We start from the raw sequence: 18129 nt of genomic DNA on the forward strand, positions 1-18129 counted from the left end.
CCTGGCAGCGACGGAGGGAAGCGTTCTGTTAACACCAGCCGCCGGCGTTGCCCCTTAAACGAGGGCCATTCAGGAGAACATATGTCTGCAGCTTTCCAACAGCCGAGCCGTGAAGACTTCGCTGCTCTGCTCGAAGAATCCTTCCGCACGTCCGAGATCAGCGAAGGCTCGGTGGTGAAGGGCAAGGTGGTCGCCATCGAGAAGGACGTGGCGGTCATCGATATCGGCGCGAAGACCGAGGGTCGCGTCGCTCTGAAGGAATTCACCGGCCCGAACCGCGACCGTGAGATCAAGGTCGGCGACGAGGTCGAAGTTTATGTCGAGCGCATCGAGAATGCGCTGGGCGAGGCCGTCATCTCCCGTGACAAGGCCCGCCGCGAAGAATCGTGGGTGAAGCTCGAGAAGGCCTTCGAGGCCGGCGAGCGCGTCAACGGCACCATCTTCAACCAGGTCAAGGGCGGCTACACGGTGGACCTCGACGGAGCCGTGGCGTTCCTGCCCCGCTCCCAGGTGGACATCCGTCCCGTTCGCGACGTCACCCCGCTCATGGGCGTGGCGCAGCCGTTCCAGATCCTCAAGATGGATCGCCGCCGCGGCAACATCGTCGTGTCGCGCCGCACGGTCCTCGAGGAGAGCCGCGCCGAGCAGCGTTCCGAGCTCGTGGCCAACCTCGAAGAGGGTCAGGTCATCGACGGCGTGGTCAAGAACATCACCGAGTACGGTGCGTTCGTTGATCTGGGCGGCATCGACGGCCTCCTGCACGTCACCGACATGGCATGGCGCCGCGTGAACCACCCGTCCGAGGTCGTAACGATCGGCCAGACGGTGAAGGTGAAGATCATCAAGATCAACCACGACACGCACCGCATCTCGCTCGGCATCAAGCAGCTGCTGGCCGATCCGTGGGAGGGCATCGCCGCCCGCTATCCGGTCGGCGCCAAGCTGAAGGGCCGCGTCACGAACATCACCGATTACGGTGCGTTCGTCGAGCTCGAGCCCGGCATCGAAGGCCTGATCCACGTCTCCGAGATGTCCTGGACGAAGAAGAACGTCCACCCCGGCAAGATCATCTCCACCTCGCAGGAAGTCGAGGTCGTGATCCTCGAGGTCGACCAGGTGAAGCGCCGCATCTCGCTGGGTCTGAAGCAGACGCTGCAGAACCCGTGGGAGGCCTTCGCCGAGAAGCACCCTGTCGGCTCCGTCGTCGAGGGCGAGGTGAAGAACAAGACCGAGTTCGGTCTGTTCATCGGCCTCGAGAACGACGTCGACGGCATGGTCCACCTCTCGGACCTCGACTGGAACCGTCCGGGCGAGCAGGTCATCGACGACTTCAAGAAGGGCGACATGGTCCGCGCTCAGGTTCTCGACGTGGACGTCGAGAAGGAGCGCATCTCGCTCGGCATCAAGCAGCTGGCGGGCGATCCCTTCGCCGATGCCGGCGAGCTGAAGAAGGGCCAGATCGTCACCTGCGAGGTTCTCGAGGTGAAGGACGGCGGCCTGGAGGTGAAGATCGTCGACACCGACCTCGCCACCTTCATCAAGCGTTCGGAGCTTGCTCGCGACCGCGCCGATCAGCGTCCGGAGCGCTTCGCTGCCGGTGAGAAGATCGACGCCCGCGTCACGCAGTTCGACCGCAAGGCGCGCCGCGTCACCGTCTCCATCAAGGCCCTCGAGGTCGCTGAGGAGAAGGAGGCCATGGCTCAGTACGGCTCCGCCGATTCGGGCGCTTCGCTCGGCGACATTCTGGGCGCTGCCCTGAACAAGGCTGGCAAGAAGTAATCGGGTTTCCGATCATCGGAGCCTGATGGATCCCCGGGCCACAAGCCCGGGGATTTTTGTTTGAGGCAATGTCTACAGAGCGAATGATGAATCGAAGGCGCCGGCACCGGCGCCTGTCGTCCGGGATCAATCCGATGCTTTTAAAGCAAAGAGCATCATGCGGACCGCCGGGGACGACGAGGAAGGCAAGGAAGAGTGCGCAAAGACTTGGATGCCCGGCTTAAAGCGCCGAGCATGACGGTGGATGACCGCGATTTCTTGTTGGCTCCCACTCTTGCTGCCCTATCTGCCTTCGGCGCATCGTTAGAAAAGGGGTCCCGGCTTTGCGCTCAACACGATGCGTTTGAAGATATCGAGCATCGGATTGAACCCAAAAGTGGATTTCCCTTTCAGGTGCGAGGCTCTAGGGTGCTGCCTCCACATCCGTGAAGCGAGTGAGTGACGAACAGATGTCCATCGATTCCGAAGCTATCGCCGACCGCCGCCGACTGCGCCGCAAGCTTTCCTTCTGGCGAATCGCCGGTTTCGCAGGATTGATCGCCGCCGTTGCCGCCATCGGCTATGCCGCCGCGGACCGGATGGGCTACGGCGCCGTTCAGCAGCAGATCGCCCGCATTTCCATCGGAGGCGTGATCACCGGCAACCAGCGCCTGTCGGAACTGATGGAGCGGGTGGCGGATTCGAGCCTCGTCTCCGGCGTCGTGATCTCCATCAACAGTCCGGGCGGCACAACGACCGGATCCGAGGAGCTTTTCCGGAACATCCGGCGTCTTGCCGAGAAGAAGCCGGTGGTGACCTTCGTCGACGGCACCGCGGCTTCCGGCGGCTACATCACGGCGATCGCCTCGGATTACATCGTCGCCCGCGAGACCTCCCTCGTCGGTTCCATCGGCGTCCTGTTCCAGTATCCCGATCTGTCGGGCCTTCTCGGCAATGTCGGCGTGAAGGTGGAGACGGTCAAATCCGCACCTCTCAAGGCGGAGCCGAATCCCTTCACACCCACCTCGCCGGAGGCGCGCGCCGCCACTCAGCTGGTGGTCAACGATACCTATGACTGGTTCAAGGCCCTCGTGCGCGAGCGCCGCCGCCTGAACGAGGGCGAACTTGCCGCGGTCTCCACCGGCCAGGTCTTCAGCGGCCGCCAGGGCGTGCCTATGAAGCTCGTCGACAAGCTCGGCGGCGAGCGCGACGCGGTCGCCTGGCTCGAGACCGAGAAGGGCGTCGCCAAGAACCTTCCCGTCCGGGATTGGAAGCCACGCTCCGACCGCGACTTCTCTCTCATCGCCATGTCGGCGGCGACGGTGGATCTTCTCGGCTTCGAGAAGGCGGCGGAAGCCTTGCGCCGCGCGGATGCTCATGTCGAGACTGCACAGCTTGACGGGCTGCTGGCCGTCTGGCACCCTTTCGAAAAATAAAGCAGTGTCAAAGATATAGCCTTTCCATGATCAAGTCAGAACTGGTGCTCAAGATCGCTGAGCAGAACCCGCATTTGTACCAACGCGACGTGGAGAAGATCGTGAGCGCGATTCTCGACACCATCGCGGATGCGCTGGCCCGGGGGGATCGGGTCGAGCTGCGCGGCTTCGGGGCTTTTTCCGTCAAGAAGCGGGACGCCCGCACGGGTCGCAACCCGCGCACGGGCGAATCCGTTTCCATTTCCCAAAAGGTCGTTCCCGTCTTCAAGACGGGCAAGGAAATGCGTCAGCGGCTCAATGCTCCGGCATCCAAGGTGCTCAAGGCGGCCGCTGCCCAATAACGCTTGAGAGGTGCTCGTGATTCGCTTTCTGAAGGCGCTCATTCTCCTGCCGGTCGCGATCCTGGTGGTGCTGCTCGCGGTCGCCAATCGCGCGCCGGTGACCCTGTCGCTGGATCCTTTCTCGCAGGAAGCGCCTGAGTTCTCCGCACAAGTGCCGCTCTTCGCCGTGATCTTCGCCGCCGTCATGGTTGGCGTCGTCATCGGCGGCATGGCGAGCTGGCTCGCCCAGGGCAAGAACCGCAAGGCCCGCCGCCGCTATCGCCGCGAGGCCCACCAGCTGCGTTACGAGACCGAGCGCCTGCGCAGCCAGAACGCGCCGGAAGCCCTGCCGGCGACGCTGCCGGCCGCGCGCTCGCAAGGCATCTAGCTCCCTCCGGAACGATCCCCCTCCATGCGCGTCATCGCCTCCGCCGAGATCGACCAGGCTCTTGCCTTCCCGGCCCTGATCGATGCCCTGAGCGACGCCTTTCGCGGCGATATGGTCACGCCCGTGCGGCACCATCACGACATCGAGCGGGCGGGGTCCCACGGCACGTTGCTGCTGATGCCCGCATGGACGGGCCCCGCCGCGCGGGATGGATTGCAGGACGGATTGCAGGACGGATTCCTGGGCGTGAAGGTGGTCTCCGTGTTTCCGAACAACGGCGCGAAGGGCCTGCCCAGCGTGATGGGCTCCTATCTCCTGATGGACGGCGGGACGGGGGAGCCCGTGGCCGTTCTCGACGGGACGCGGCTGACCGTCTGGCGCACCGCCGCCGCCTCGGCGCTCGCCGCGCGCCATCTCGCGCGTCCCGATGCCAGCCGCATGGTGATGGTGGGATCGGGGGCGCTGGCGCCCTTCCTCATCCGGGCCCACCTGAGCCAGCGGCCGATCCGGGAGGTGTGCCTGTGGAATCACCGGCCCGAGAAGGCGCACGCCCTAGCGGCCGCGCTTCGCCGGGACGGATGGCCGGTCACGGCCGTCACGGATCTGGAAGCGGCCGTGCGGGAGGCCGATCTCATCTCCTGCGCGACGCTTTCCACCGCGCCCATCGTGAAGGGCGCATGGCTCAAGGACGGCGCGCATCTCGACCTGGTGGGCGCCTTCAATCTGAACATGCGCGAGGCCGACGACGAGGCCCTGCGCCGGGCCGAGGTTTATGTCGATACCGACGCCGCAAAGTCCGAAGGCGGGGATGTGGCCGTCTCGATCCGGACGGGCGCGATCCCGGAAGGGCATGTGCGCGGCACCCTGTTCGATCTCTGCCGCAACCCGCCGCAGTGGAACGAGAGGGCCGTCACCGTGTTCAAGTCCGTGGGCACGGCCCTGGAGGATCTGGCTGCGGCAATGCTGGTATGGCGTTCGCTGGCCAATCCGTCGTAAAATGAAACAATGAACACTCTGATCAAGATCTGTGGGCTATCGACCCCCGAAACCCTGGCTGTCGCGCTGGATGCCGGCGCGGACATGGTGGGGTTCGTGCGCTTTCCGAAGAGCCCCCGCCACGTGACCCTCGATCTCGGCCACCGCCTGTCCCTCCAGGCGCGGGGCCGCGCCCAGCGGGTCGTGCTGCTGGTCAATCCCGACGACGAGGAGCTCGCGCAGGCGGTCGAGGCCATCAACCCTGACCTGATCCAGCTGCATGGAAGCGAGACCCCCGAGCGCGTCGCGGAACTCCGCTCGATGGTCCGCCGCCCGGTCATGAAGGCTCTCGGCGTCGCGGAAGAACGCGATCTGGAGGCTCTCGCCTCCTACGCCAAGGCTTCCGAGCATATCCTGCTCGACGCCAAGCCGCCCCGCACGGCGGACGCTCTGCCCGGCGGCAACGGCGTCGCCTTCGACTGGAAGCTCCTGAAGGGGCTTGACCCGGCTCTGCCCGTCATGTTGTCAGGGGGCCTGAACCCCGACAACGTGGCGGAGGCCATCAGGCTCACGAAGCCGAAAGCCGTCGACGTCTCGTCCGGGGTGGAAAGCGGACCGGGCCTCAAGGACCCGGCCAGGATCGAAGCCTTCGTCAGGGCAGCCCGGACAGCATTCGCTGCTCAGCACTAGAGGAAGTACGCATGTCCGTCCGAGAAGCCGACAGCGGCTTTTCCGGGACATGCTCAAACAGGCAGGACAGGCCGTGTCAGCTCAAGCTCAACCCAATTCCTTCCGCACCGGTCCCGACGAGGGCGGGCATTTCGGTCAGTTCGGCGGCCGCTTCGTCGCCGAGACCCTGATGCCGAACATCCTGGAGCTGGAAAAAGCCTACGACGAGGCCAAGAACGACCCGTCCTTCCACGCCGACATGGAGCATTTCTCCAAGCACTATATCGGCCGTCCGAGCCCGCTCTATTTCGCGGAGCGCATGACCGAGCATCTCGGCGGCGCGAAGATCTATTTCAAGCGCGAAGAGCTGAACCATACCGGCGCGCACAAGGTGAACAACGTGCTGGGCCAGATCCTTCTCGCCCGCCGCATGGGCAAGAAGCGCATCATCGCCGAAACCGGGGCGGGCCAGCACGGTGTCGCCACGGCCACGCTCTGCGCGCGCTTCGGGCTCGAGTGCATCGTCTACATGGGTGCCGTCGACGTGGAGCGGCAGAAGCCCAACGTGTTCCGCATGAACATGCTGGGCGCGAAGGTGGTGCCCGTGCAATCCGGCACGAGGACGCTGAAGGACGCCATGAACGAGGCCCTGCGCGACTGGGTCACGAACGTCGCCGACACCTTCTACTGCATCGGCACGGTGGCGGGCCCGCATCCCTATCCCGCCATGGTGCGCGATTTCCAGTGCGTCATCGGCAACGAAACCCGCACGCAGATGCTCGAGGCGGAGGGCCGCCTGCCGGATTCGCTCGTCGCCTGCATCGGCGGCGGCTCCAACGCCATCGGGCTGTTCCATCCCTTCCTCGACGACAAGGCTGTCGAGATCTACGGCGTCGAGGCGGCGGGCCACGGCCTCGACAAGCTCCATGCCGCCTCGCTCACCGGCGGGCGCCCGGGCGTGCTCCACGGCAACCGCACCTACCTGCTCATGGACTATGACGGCCAGATCAGCGACGCCCATTCGATCTCGGCCGGTCTCGATTATCCCGGCATCGGCCCGGAGCATGCGTGGTTGCACGACATGGGCCGCGTGACCTACATCTCGGCCACCGACGACGAGGCGCTGGAGGCGTTCCAGCTCTGCTCGCAGCTCGAGGGCATCCTGCCCGCCCTGGAGCCGAGCCACGCCCTCGCCAAGGTCATCGAGCTCGCGCCGCAGAAGCCGAAGGATCACCTGATGGTGGTCAATATCAGCGGCCGCGGCGACAAGGACCTGTTCCAGATCGCCGAGCATCTGGGGAACACGATCGCCTGAAGCTCTTCCGTCATGGCCGTCCCCGGACTTGATCCGGGGATCAGTCCCGGCCATCCACGTCTTGGGAGCCGGGAGGCCGGAAGACGTGGACAACCCGCGACAAGCGCGGGCATGACGGCCGTGTTGAACGGGTTTCAACCCAACTCCCTCCCGTGCTAAAGACCCGTCCATGACCCAGCGCATCGAAGCCCGTTTTGAACAATGCCGCGCGGAAGGCCGCGCCGCCCTCGTCACCTACATCATGGCGGGGGACCCGGATCCCGAGACCTCCCTCGCCATCCTGAAGAGCCTGCCGAAGGCGGGGGCCGACATCGTCGAGTTCGGCCTGCCCTTCACCGATCCCATGGCCGACGGCCCGGCGATCCAGGCGGCGGGCCTGCGGGCCCTGAAGGTCGGGCAGGATACGGCGAAGACCCTCGACCTCATCCGCCGCTTCCGGGCCGAGGATCAGGACACGCCCGTGATCCTGATGGGCTATTTCAACCCCATTTTCGTCTATGGCGTCGACCGTTTCCTGAGCGACGCGAAGGAAGCGGGCGTCGATGGCCTGATCGTCGTCGATCTTCCGCCGGAGGAGGACGACGAGCTCTGCCTTCCGGCCCTGAAGGCAGGCCTCGCCTTCATTCGCCTGGCCACCCCGACCACGGACGACAAGCGCCTTCCGGCGGTGCTCGCCAACACGGCGGGGTTCGTCTATTACGTTTCGATCACCGGCATCACGGGCGCGGCGACCCCGGATTTCGGCAAGGTCGCCTCGGCGGTGGAGCGCATCAAGCATCACACGCCCCTGCCGGTCGTGGTGGGCTTCGGGGTGAAGAGCGGCGCCCATGCGGCGGCGGTGGCACAGGGCGCCGACGGCGTGGTGGTGGGCTCGGCGCTCATCGACGCGCTGAAGGGCACCCTCGACGAACAGGGTCGCGCCACCTCGCGCTCGGTCGAGGCCGTCACCACCTTGGTGAAGGAGTTGAGCGACGGCGTGCGCTCGGTGGTCAAGCGCGCCGCCGCTTGAAAGTCACTGCACGTCATGCCCGCACGTGTTGCGGGCATCCACGCCGTCAAACGCGTGGAAAGACGTGGATGGCCGGGACAAGCCCGGCCATGACGAGAGGATTGGTACAATGAACTGGATTTCCGAAGTCGTCCGTCCGAAGATCAAGACGCTCTTCAAGCGCGAGACGCCGGACAATCTCTGGATCAAGTGTCCGGATACGGGGCAGGTGGTCTTCCACAAGGACGTGGAGGCGAACCAATGGGTGATCCCCGGCTCCAACCACCACATGCGCCTTTCGGCCACGCAGCGCCTGCAGCTCATGTTCGACGGCGGCACCTGGCTCGACGTGGCGCTGCCGGAGGTGCCCGTCGACCCGCTGAAGTTCCGCGACGAGAAGCGCTACGTCGACCGCCTGAAGGACGCCCGCACCAAGACCGGCCAGCAGGATGCCTTCAAGGTGGGCTTCGGCCGGGTCGAAGGCCTGCCGATGACCGTCGCCGTGCAGGATTTCGGCTTCATGGGCGGCTCGCTCGGCATGGCGGCCGGCGAGGCCTTCGTGAAGGGCGCCGAGACCGCGCTCGACAAGAAGACCCCCTACGTGCTCTTCGCCGGTTCGGGGGGCGCGCGCATGCAGGAGGGCATTCTCTCGCTCATGCAGATGCCGCGCACCACGGTGGCCATCCGCCGCCTGCGGGACGCGCGCCTTCCCTATATCGTGGTGCTCACGAACCCCACGACCGGCGGCGTCACAGCGTCCTACGCGATGCTGGGCGACGTGCATCTCGCCGAGCCCGGCGCCCTCATCGGCTTCGCCGGCCCGCGCGTGATCGAGCAGACCATCCGCGAGAAGCTGCCCGACGGATTCCAGCGTTCCGAATACCTCAAGGAGCACGGCATGGTGGACATGGTGGTTCATCGCCATGACCTGAAGGCCACGATCGCCCGCCTGTCGCGCCTGTTCACCAAGGCCCCGGCGGCCGCTCCGACCGACAGCGCGGCCGCCACGACGGCCATTGCGGCTGCGGCCGAGTAAGCGAGGGCGGGGCGTTGGACTCTTCCGATGCGCTGATCGCGCGTTTTCTCGCCCTGCACCCGAAGACCATCGACCTGTCGCTCGGGCGCATTCAGCGGCTGCTGGCGCAGCTCGGGCATCCCGAGCGCCGCCTGCCGCCCGTCATCCATGTGGCCGGCACCAACGGCAAGGGCTCCACCATCGCGTTCATGCGGGCGATCCTGGAAAGCGCAGGCCTCGCCGTTCACGTCTACACCTCGCCGCATCTCGTTCGCTTCCACGAGCGCATCCGTCTCGGCCGGCTCAGCGGCGGTCAGTACGTGAGCGAGAATCGCCTCGTCGAGGCCTTCCGCCGCTGCGAGGCGGTGAACGCGGGTGAGCCGATCACCGTGTTCGAGATCACCACCGCCGCGGCGCTTCTCATCTTCGCGGAGGAGCCTGCCGACGTGCTGCTGCTGGAAGTGGGGTTGGGCGGGCGCCTCGATGCGACGAACGTCATCGACAAGCCCGCCGCCGCCGTGGTCACGCCCATCGGGCACGATCACGCGGAGTATCTCGGCACGACGCTCGAAGCGATCGCGAAGGAGAAGGCGGGCGTCTTCAAGCGCGGCTGCCCGGCGGTCATCGCGCCGCAGGATTATCTGGAGGCCGATCGGACCCTGCGCGACGAGGCGGAGCGCATCGGCGCTTCTCCGCTTCTCGTCGGCCAGCAGGATTTCTCCGTGCACGAGGAGGGAGGCCGCCTCGTCTATCAGGATGAGAGGGGCTTGCTCGACCTGCCGCGTCCGAAGCTCGTCGGGCGCCACCAGTTCATCAACGCGGGCACCGCCATCGCGGCCCTGCGCGCCGCAGGCTTCGAGCAGTTCGAGACCTCCGCCTTCGAGGCGGGCCTCACCCGGGCCGAATGGCCCGGACGGCTGCAGCGGCTCTCCAAGGGCCGCCTGCCCGAGATCGCGCCGCAAGGCTGCGAGCTGTGGCTCGACGGCGGGCACAACATGGATGGCGGACGCGTTCTGGCGGCGGCGATGGCCGACCAGAGCGAGCGCAGCGACGCGCCGCTCGTGCTGATCACCGGCATGCTCGGCACCAAGGACTCCCAGGCCTTCTTCAAGAACTTCTCCGGGCTCGCGCGGGAGGTGATCGCGGTGCCGATCGGGGGGCAGATCGCCGCGCGTCCGGCCGAGGAAGTCGCCACCATCGCGGCAAGCGTCGGGATTACCACTTCGGTCGCGCCGAGCGTCGAATCCGCGCTGGCCTCGCTGCACAACTACGTTTGGGACCGCCCGCCCCGTGTCCTGATCTGCGGCTCGCTCTATCTGGCAGGTGAGGTGCTGGCAGCCAACGGAACGCTGCCCGAATAAGGAAGGCGGCCATGGCCACCAAAATCTACGTCAACTTGCCGGTGAAGGACCTGCAGCGGGCGGTGCGCTTCTTTCAGGCCATTGGCTTCCGGTATGATCCGCAACTCAGCGACGAGAGCGCCGCCTGCCTGGCGATCTCGGAGGACATCTTCGCCATGCTGCTCACCGAGGCGAAGTTCCGGGAAGTCGCCCGCAGGCCCGTCGCCGACACCGCGCGGATGACCGAGGTGCTCACCTGCCTGTCGGTGGAGAGCAGGAGGCGGGTGAACCAGCTGGTCGACAGGGCCCTGACGCAGGGCGGCCGGGAAGTGCGGGAGCCGGAGGATCACGGCTTCATGTTCGGCCGCAGCTTCAGCGACCTCGACGGGCATATCTGGGAGATCATCTACATGGCTCCCGACGCGGTCGCCTGAGACCTTTGCCGTTTGCAACCCCTTACCCCGTTTGACCATTTGCGAACCCGGCCGGTGAGGCGGAACCTTCGTGGCGCCCGGAACGATCCGGCGATCAGGGAGGCGCCGGCCTGTCCGGCGATAAGCACATGCCTCAATTCGTAATCGAGCGAAACATGCCTGGCGTAGGCAGTTCGTCCACCGACGATCTCAAGGGAGCATCTCAGACCTCGTGCAATGTCCTGCGGGATCTGGGGCCCGAGATCCAATGGGTTCACAGCTACGTCACGGACGACAAGATCTACTGCGTCTACCGGGCGCCGAACGAGGACATCATCCGTGAGCATGCCCAGCGCGGCGGCTTCCCCGCGGATCGCATCTCGCGGGTCCGCACCATGATCGATCCCACGACGGCGGAATGAGGTCGAGCAGGCCAAACAGCAAAAGGGGCCATGAGGCCCCTTTCGTGTTCCTGCAAGTGTGCAGCGATCAGGCGGACGCCTGGATCCACTTGGTGAGGTCGCCCTTGGGGGCCGCGCCGATCTTCTGAGCCACCACCTGGCCGCCCTTGAACATCATCAGGGCCGGGATCGAGCGGATGCCGAGCTGCGAGGCGATCTGCGGGTTCTCGTCCACGTTCACCTTCGCGATCTTCACGCGGCCTTCCATCTCGTTGGAGATCTCTTCCAGAGCCGGGCCGATCATGCGGCAGGGGCCGCACCATTCCGCCCAGAAATCGACCACCACGGGCTCGGAGGATTGCAGGACGTCCTGCTGGAAGCTCGCATCGGTCACCTTAACGGTCGCCATCACATCACCTTTGAACATTTGATACAGCGACTCGAGGCGAGCCGCTCGACGATAGAGCCAAGGTAAGAACGGCGGGTCCGGGAATCAAGCAAGGGCCGTCTTTCCCTCACGCGGCTTTGATGAGGGTAAGAGCCGATTCCAGCTCCGGTTCCATCAGCTCGTGGATCACGGGCCCGGCGGTCCAGACCAGGAAGGTGCGGATCCGCTTGTCCGGATAGATCTCGGACAAGAGCGTCCGATAGAGCGCAAGCTGGGCCACATAGGATCGCGGCGGCACCTGGCCGGGCCGGGGCGGCCGGGCCGTGGTCTTGAAGTCGGCCACCAGAACCTCGCGGTCCAGCACGGCGAGGCGGTCGATCTGGCCGGAGACCATCAGTTCCCCCTGGTCCGTCAGCACCCTGCCGGCAATCGGAGCCTCGGCCCGCGAGCCGGGACCGAACAGGGCCCGCAAACCCTCATGGTCCAGAACCGCGAGAGCATTGGCGATGACCGATTCGCGAACCTCCGCGGCAAGCCGGGGAGCGCGCGCCCGCACATAGGCGCGGGCCATGGTCACACGATGCTCCGCGGCGAGCGCCGGAAGCCGTTCCAGCAGCGCATGGACCAGGGTTCCGCGAAGCCGCGCCTCGGGCGCATAGGGGCCGTCGCCCGGCCGCGTCATGCGCTCGGCCGCCCCCAGGGCGCTCGAGGGGCGAATCGGGGGCAAGGGTTCGGGCTCGGGCGTGGCGGGAAGCGTCAGCCAGTCCGGCATCTCGAACGACTCGAGCGGCGCGACATCGGATTCCGCCGCCAGCGTACGGGCGAGCGGCGAGCCTTCGCGCCAGAGGTCGATGGGGCCATAGGGCGCTTCGCTGCGCTCCAGGCCACCCGCCTTCTGCACGAGCCCGTGGCGGATCATCTCGCACCAGGCATCGTGCGGATTCTCCTTGCCGCTGGTGCGGTAGGGCGCAATCACGAGCCGGTCCTTCGCGCGGGTCATGGCGACATAGAGGAGGCGATTGTGCTCCTCGTAGCCCTTGGCATGCAGGCCCTCGCGCGCTTCTTCCATCACGCCGCAATCGGCGTTCTTGCCCGGAGCCCAGACGGGGATCGTGCGGCCCGTCTTCGTCTGCAATTGCAGCAGCGGCGGATCGCGGCCCAGCACCTCGCAGCCGTCGATGAGAACCACGATGGGCGCCTCCAGGCCCTTGGCCCCGTGCACCGTCATCACGCGCACTTCGCTGTTCACCGAGTCGAGATCGCGCTTGATGGTGTGCGAGGCGGATTCGAAGCGGTTGAGGAAGATCGTGAGCGATGGCGTTTCGGTCATCTCCGCCTGATGCGCGAAGCACAGAAACGCGTCGATGGCGTCGCCCGCTTCACTGCCCAGCCGCGCCACGAGCTGCGAGCGCCCTCCGCGCGGGCCGAGCAGGGTGGCGAAAAAGCCGAAGGGGCCGTTCTGCGCGGCAAGCTCGCGCCACGCCTGCAACGCCTCGCAGCCGCGCGCCGCCTTCGCGTCGCCGGCCTCGGCGTGGCGCCGCAGCGCGGCATGCAGCGACTCGTCGTCCCCACGACCGGCCGCGATGCGGATGAGATCGTCGTCGTCGAGGCCCACGAGGGGCGATTTCAGCGCGATGGCGAGCGTCAGGTCGTCGTCCGGCAGAAGCGCCGCGCGTCCCGCCGCCACGAGATCGAGCACGGCGATATGCTCGCCGATATTCAGCCGGTCCGCGCCCGCCACGGGCACGCCCGCTTCCTTGAGCGCGCGGATCACCGCCTCGAAGGCCGCGCCGCGCTTGCGCACGAGAACCAGCACGTCACCCGCCGTCCAGACGCGCCCGTTCTCGTCGCCCTTGGTGGTCCAGCACTTCACGGCCTGCGCGATGCGCCGCGCCACGACGACCGGCGGCGCGTGCTGCTCGGGCTCGTCGACGGGAAGCACCCAGGCTTCGGGCTCCTCCTCCTCGGCGGGCGTTTCCGTCGGCCACAATTCCACGAGGCCGGGCGCGTGCGGACGCGCGCTCTCGTGCACGGTGCCGATCGCCTTGTCCTCGAAGGACAGGCCCTTGAAGTTCTTCTCGACCGCGAAGGTGGCGTCCACGGCGGAGAGAACCGCTTTCGTGGATCGGAACGACATGGTGAGCGACACGTCCTCGAAGTGAAGCTCCGCGTCCCGCGCCTCCTTCATCCAGCTCTTGCGCGTCAGCTCGAATTCCAGGGGAACGGCGCCCTGGAAGCCGTAGATCGACTGCTTGGGGTCGCCCACCGCGAAGCGCGTGCGGATGCGGCTGCCCGCGGCGCCTTCGCCTGCGGTGAAATCCTCCGTGATCTTGCGCAGGATCTCCCATTGCTGCGGGTTCGTGTCCTGCGCCTCGTCGATCAGCACGTGGTCGATGCCGCGATCGAGCTTGTAGAGCACCCACGCCGTGTCGCCGCGCGAGAGCAGCGTCAGCGTCCTGTCGATGAGATCCTGGAAGTCGAGCGCGCCGAGCCGCATCTTCATCTGCTCGACGCGGTCGTGAATTTCGGCCGCGAGCAGAAAGAGCGCCTGCGTGCGCTCCACGGCGCGGGCGGCCTTCTGCTTGTCGATGAGAGTCCAGATGCGGCTCTGCTCGTCGAGCAGGCGCTCCTTCAGGGCAGGATCCACCGATTTGGTGACGAGGCGGGATTCCGCGCGCGGCTTGCCGTCTGATTCCTTCAGGAACACGGCGAGATAGTGCTTGAGCTTCTCGGCGAGGTCGCTCGCCTGGGCGGCGGCGATGAACGATTCCGCCCGTTCCTGATCGGTGGCCTTTCCGGTCATGAGATCCTGCGCGACGGCAGGCCAGCTCTCCGGCGCGATTCCGCCCTCCAGCATCGCCCGCTCGATGCTCGCGAGCGTCTCGTCGTCCGTCAGGCCGAGCTCCCGCCGCAGCCGCGCGATGCCGGTGGGATCGTGCAGGAAGTCCTTGCAGCGCAAAGCGGCATTCAAGGCGGATGTCAGCGCATCGCCCACCGCATCCACGCTGATGACGTCGAGCGCATCCTTCAGGTGCGGAAAGTTGCCGTTCGACGCATCCGCCAGCACGTTCTTCACGGCCTGCGCCAGCATCTCGTCGGTCTGGCTTTCGTCCAGCACGGCGAAGCGCGCGGGCACGTTGGCCTCGAAAGGCACGAGATGCAGCAGGCGCTCGCAGAACGCGTGGATGGTGTCGATCTTCAGGCCGCCCGGCGTTTCCACCGCGCGGGCAAACAGGGTGCGGGCGAGCTTCAGCTGCTGGCGCGTGGGCTTGACGCCCTCGAGCTCCGTGAGCTCGGCCACGAGGCTTTCCTCGTCCATGGTCACCCACCGTCCCAGCCGCTCGAACACGCGGATCGCCATGTTGGCCGCCGCGGCCTTGGTGAAGGTGAGGCAGAGAATGCGTCCGGGCAGGGAACCGCTCAGCAGCAGGCGCACCACGCGGTCGGTCAGAACCTTCGTCTTGCCCGCGCCCGCATTGGCGGAGACCCAGGCCGAGGCGCGCGGATTCGCGGCGCGGCGCTGCGCCTCCTTGGTGTAGTCGGGGATGACGAGATCGTGGCTCATTCGCCGCCCTCGGCCCCGCCGGCGCTCGCCAGCGACCATTCCTTCACGCGCGCCAGATGATCGTAGTCGGAGAAGCGCCGCGCATATTTCGGGAAGGGCCGCGAGACGTAGGCCGCCTCGCCCTTCACGAAGCGCGCGATCATGCCTTCGAAGCGGCGGCGATGCTCTTCCACGATCTCGGGCACGGAGCGCTCCTCGTCCCGTCCCGGCTTGATCTCGCGCGGCTTGATCGGCTCGCGCCCGCCGGTGGTGTGGATGTAGACGAGGTCGGGCGTCTCCTTTGCCATGGGCAGCCCCTTGAAGGCGCCCTTCATCAGCATCACGGCTTCCAGCGTCAGCTGCGGCGAGAACCCCGCATAGACCTCGCGCACGCCCGGCGGCTGGCCCGTCTTGAAATCGATGATGGCGAAGCCCCCGTCGCGGCGCTGCTCGATCCGGTCCGCCCGGGCGCGCAAGGAGAAGATCGAGCCGTCCGGCAGCGGGATCGAGAGCCTGCCCGACCGCTCCGCATGGACCTGCGCGAGACCGGGACGCCGCTGCTGCTCCCAGTCGAGGAACGCGACCGCGAGCCGTTCGAAGCGAGGCCACCATTCGGCGTAGAGTTCGGGATAGGCCTCCGCGATCCTGGCGAAGGCCACCTCGCCGAGACCCAGCAGGATCTCCTGTGCGTGCGCGGGCAGATCCTTCGGATAGCGCTCGGCGAACGCGCCGATCACCTCGTGGATGATCGTGCCGCGTTCGGCCGCGCTCGGCGCGACCGCGATCGCCTCCAGCGCATCGAGCCCCAGGACATGGCGTGCGAAGATCGAATAGGGATCGCGCACCAGCGTCTCGACTTCCGTGACGCTCAAGGAGCGCGGGAAGAGCGCAGGGTCGGGCTTCGGGCGCGGGCGTGGAAGAGCGGGCGCGGGTTTCGGCGTGTCGAGGGTGCGGGCAAGCCGGCGGTAATACTCTCCCGACTTCAGCATGGCGTTCCACGCCTCCCGGCCGGTGAAAGCCTTGAGGCGCTGCAGGAAGCGCGAGGGCACCATGGGCGAGCCGTCGCGCTTGTGCGCGCGGGTGATCACCACATCGTGGGTGCCGAGCGCCTGCACGAAATCGTGCGCCGTCTGGCCGATGCGCCGCTCCGGCGGCATCAGGCCCACGCGGGCGCGCATGGGGCGGTTGAGGAACGCGTCCGTCACCGTGCGCGGCGGCCAGGTGCCCTCGTCCAACCCGCCGAGCACGACCCGGTCGACGGTGAGAAGGCGCGCTTCCAGCAGCCCCAGGATCTTCAGGCGGCGGTGCGTGGAGCGGGGCGAGGGGCTCAAATTGCGCTGCTTGGCGAGCGCGGTGAAGAAGGCCGGATAATCCACGAAACGGCCGGCCAGCGGATGGCCCTCCTCTTCGCGGATGTCCGAGTTCTCGAGATCGTCGAAGAGCGCGGCCAGCGGCTCGAGGGACGGTTCGCTCTCGCCCTCGTCATCCTCGGGCGGCGCGCAGAGGAGGTGGAACGCGCGCCGGTGGTGCTCCACGAGCGCCATGAGGTCGAGCCGATCCTCGCCGTAGGCGGCGGGCGTGAAGGTCTGGAAGGCGAGGCCGAGGCGCTGCAGCAGCGTGTCGGCGAGGTCCCAATCCGCATCGGTGAGGCGTGCGCGGGGGCGGGGCGTGCGATGGTCCTTATCGCTTCGGCGCGTGGCCAGCGCGGCGCGCATGCCCTCGATGCCGGGCGCCGGCGCGGGGCCGCGCAGCACGCCGATTTCGAGAACGCCCGCCGCGTGTTCGACGGTGGCGCGCGGGAGGCCCAGACGCACGAGCGGATGCGCGAGGAGCGAGAGCAGGCGCACGGGGCTCAGGTCGTCGGCCGCGGCTTCCGCCGTCAACCGCGCGAGCCGTCCGGCGGGCGTGTCGGAGAGTGGAATGCCCGCCGAATCCTCCACGCTCAATCCCCAGCGGGCGAGTTCCGCCGTCACCCGTGCCGCGAGGGCACGGTCGGGCGTGACCAGCGCCGCCGTCTTGTGCGGGTGGACGAGGGTCTCGCGCAGGGCGATGGCGATGGCGAACGCCTCCTCACGCTCGTCCGCGGCCTCGATGATGGTCAGCCCCTCGCAGCCGCCGCGGCTCATGGCCAGCCGCTCGTCCGGCGGGATGAGCGCCCAGCGGTCCGTGGTGTCGGCCGGGCGCAGCGCCTCCGAAAGCAGGTGGTTGCGGGCGCGTGCCGGCTCAGGCAGCTCGCCCAGGATCGTCACCTCGGAGCGTGGGATGCGCAGGTGCCTGTCCAGGAGGCGGCGCAGGGACGCCTGCGGATGGCCGTGCACCGGGTCGGTCTCGTCGTCGCCCGTGCCGCCGATGGTGGACCAGCTCTCCTCGTCGAGATCCGTATCCAGGCCGGGGAGCACGACGGCGCCGCGCGGCAGGCGCGCAATGGTGGCCATCAGGTGGGCGGTGGCCGGCACGGAGCCGGTGGAGCCGGCCACGATGATCGGGGTGTCGGGCCGCTCGCGGGCGAGCCTGCGCGCCTCCGCCTCGATGAGGGCCGTGCGCCGCTGCGCCGGGTCGCTCGCCTGGCGCTCGGCGAGGATCATGGGCCAGTTCTCGCTCGCGATCTGCACGAAGTGGCGGGTGATCTCGAAATATTTCGAGTAATCCGAGTCGACGGCGAGTTCGAGCGCGTGCCAGTCGATGCCCTCGGTCGTGAAGGCGTCCATCAGCGTTTCGAGATCGCCCGCGAGATTGACCGCGTCCGCTGGGGAAGCCGGCACCATGAAGGGCACTTCGGGCCCGAGCTGCAGCAGGGCGCGATCAACTTCAGCCGACCAGCGCTGCACCAGGCGGGTGAGGATGAGGCGGCGTTCCAGCGGCGGAATCGGCGGCTTCAGGCTGGCGGCTTCCGCCAGCGGCGTGCCCTCCAGGCCCGTGAGCTCGAATTCGGCCTCGTCCGTCTCGCCCAGGGGCACGATGCGCGGCAGGAGCTGCGCGCGGCCTGCGCCACGCTCCGCCAGGAGCGCGATCAGCGCGCGGGTGGCGCGGCGGGTCGGAACGAAGATGGTGACGTCGGCGAGAGCGGCGGGATCATCGGACAGGGGGCCGACGAGGCGACCGTCGAGCAGCGCGTCCACCAGGGCCGGCAGAAAGGCGCAGCCCGGAGGAACCGAGAAAACACGCGGCATGCTCGACAC

Annotated in this window: 15 protein-coding genes; 12 read left to right on the plus strand and 3 right to left on the minus strand. The window is 67.2% G+C overall.

The window, feature by feature from the left end:
• The first annotated feature begins 81 nt into the window (after nt 1-81).
• From rpsA to E4K09_RS15815, 12 genes are all read left to right on the plus strand, one after another.
• The gene (rpsA, locus tag E4K09_RS15760; RefSeq protein WP_134498587.1) at nt 82-1779 is read left to right on the plus strand and encodes a 30S ribosomal protein S1; all 1698 of its coding nucleotides are present in this window, start codon (nt 82-84) and stop codon (nt 1777-1779) included.
• Nucleotides 1780-2228: 449 nt separating this feature from the next.
• Entirely contained in the window at nt 2229-3194 is a 966-nt protein-coding gene (gene sppA, locus E4K09_RS15765) for a signal peptide peptidase SppA (RefSeq protein ID WP_134498589.1), read from the plus strand.
• A 26-nt stretch (nt 3195-3220) separates the two neighbouring features.
• Nucleotides 3221-3535 (plus strand): integration host factor subunit beta, encoded by a 315-nt coding sequence (ihfB, locus tag E4K09_RS15770; RefSeq protein ID WP_134498592.1) that lies wholly within the window; start codon nt 3221-3223, stop codon nt 3533-3535.
• A gap of 16 nt (nt 3536-3551) precedes the next feature.
• Nucleotides 3552-3902 carry a lipopolysaccharide assembly protein LapA domain-containing protein gene (locus E4K09_RS15775; protein ID WP_134498594.1) on the plus strand — a complete coding sequence of 117 codons (351 nt, stop codon included), beginning with the start codon at nt 3552-3554 and terminating at the stop codon, nt 3900-3902.
• A gap of 24 nt (nt 3903-3926) precedes the next feature.
• Nucleotides 3927-4898, plus strand: coding sequence for a bifunctional Delta(1)-pyrroline-2-carboxylate/Delta(1)-piperideine-2-carboxylate reductase (lhpI, locus tag E4K09_RS15780; RefSeq protein WP_134498596.1), 972 nt, complete (start codon nt 3927-3929; stop codon nt 4896-4898).
• A gap of 9 nt (nt 4899-4907) precedes the next feature.
• Nucleotides 4908-5567: a phosphoribosylanthranilate isomerase gene (locus E4K09_RS15785; RefSeq protein ID WP_134498598.1), complete on the plus strand. Its 660-nt coding sequence runs from the start codon at nt 4908-4910 to the stop codon at nt 5565-5567.
• A 73-nt stretch (nt 5568-5640) separates the two neighbouring features.
• A complete protein-coding gene (gene trpB, locus E4K09_RS15790) occupies nt 5641-6861 on the plus strand; it encodes a tryptophan synthase subunit beta (RefSeq protein ID WP_244610520.1) in 1221 nt (406 codons plus the stop codon).
• Between the two features lie 169 nt (nt 6862-7030).
• Entirely contained in the window at nt 7031-7870 is an 840-nt protein-coding gene (gene trpA, locus E4K09_RS15795) for a tryptophan synthase subunit alpha (RefSeq protein WP_134498602.1), read from the plus strand.
• Nucleotides 7871-7979: 109 nt separating this feature from the next.
• Nucleotides 7980-8885 (plus strand): acetyl-CoA carboxylase, carboxyltransferase subunit beta, encoded by a 906-nt coding sequence (accD, locus tag E4K09_RS15800; RefSeq protein WP_134498604.1) that lies wholly within the window; start codon nt 7980-7982, stop codon nt 8883-8885.
• A 14-nt stretch (nt 8886-8899) separates the two neighbouring features.
• Nucleotides 8900-10225: a bifunctional folylpolyglutamate synthase/dihydrofolate synthase gene (locus E4K09_RS15805; protein ID WP_134498606.1), complete on the plus strand. Its 1326-nt coding sequence runs from the start codon at nt 8900-8902 to the stop codon at nt 10223-10225.
• A gap of 11 nt (nt 10226-10236) precedes the next feature.
• Nucleotides 10237-10638 (plus strand): VOC family protein, encoded by a 402-nt coding sequence (locus E4K09_RS15810; RefSeq protein ID WP_134498608.1) that lies wholly within the window; start codon nt 10237-10239, stop codon nt 10636-10638.
• Between the two features lie 128 nt (nt 10639-10766).
• A complete protein-coding gene (locus E4K09_RS15815) occupies nt 10767-11039 on the plus strand; it encodes a DUF4242 domain-containing protein (RefSeq protein ID WP_134498610.1) in 273 nt (90 codons plus the stop codon).
• Between the two features lie 67 nt (nt 11040-11106).
• Here E4K09_RS15815 and trxA read toward each other — a convergent pair whose 3' ends face one another.
• The 3 genes from trxA to addB form a co-directional block, all read right to left on the minus strand.
• The gene (trxA, locus tag E4K09_RS15820) at nt 11107-11427 is read right to left on the minus strand and encodes a thioredoxin (protein ID WP_134498612.1); all 321 of its coding nucleotides are present in this window, start codon (nt 11425-11427) and stop codon (nt 11107-11109) included.
• 106 nt (nt 11428-11533) lie between these two features.
• Nucleotides 11534-14971, minus strand: a complete 3438-nt coding sequence (addA, locus tag E4K09_RS15825) for a double-strand break repair helicase AddA (protein WP_134498614.1) — start codon at nt 14969-14971, stop codon at nt 11534-11536.
• A complete protein-coding gene (gene addB / locus E4K09_RS15830) occupies nt 14968-18120 on the minus strand; it encodes a double-strand break repair protein AddB (RefSeq protein ID WP_134498616.1) in 3153 nt (1050 codons plus the stop codon). The genes addA and addB overlap by 4 nt, the downstream gene beginning before the upstream one ends.
• Between the last annotated feature and the right edge of the window lie 9 nt (nt 18121-18129).

This window comes from Microvirga pakistanensis (assembly GCF_004458765.1).
GTDB lineage: Bacteria > Pseudomonadota > Alphaproteobacteria > Rhizobiales > Beijerinckiaceae > Microvirga > Microvirga pakistanensis.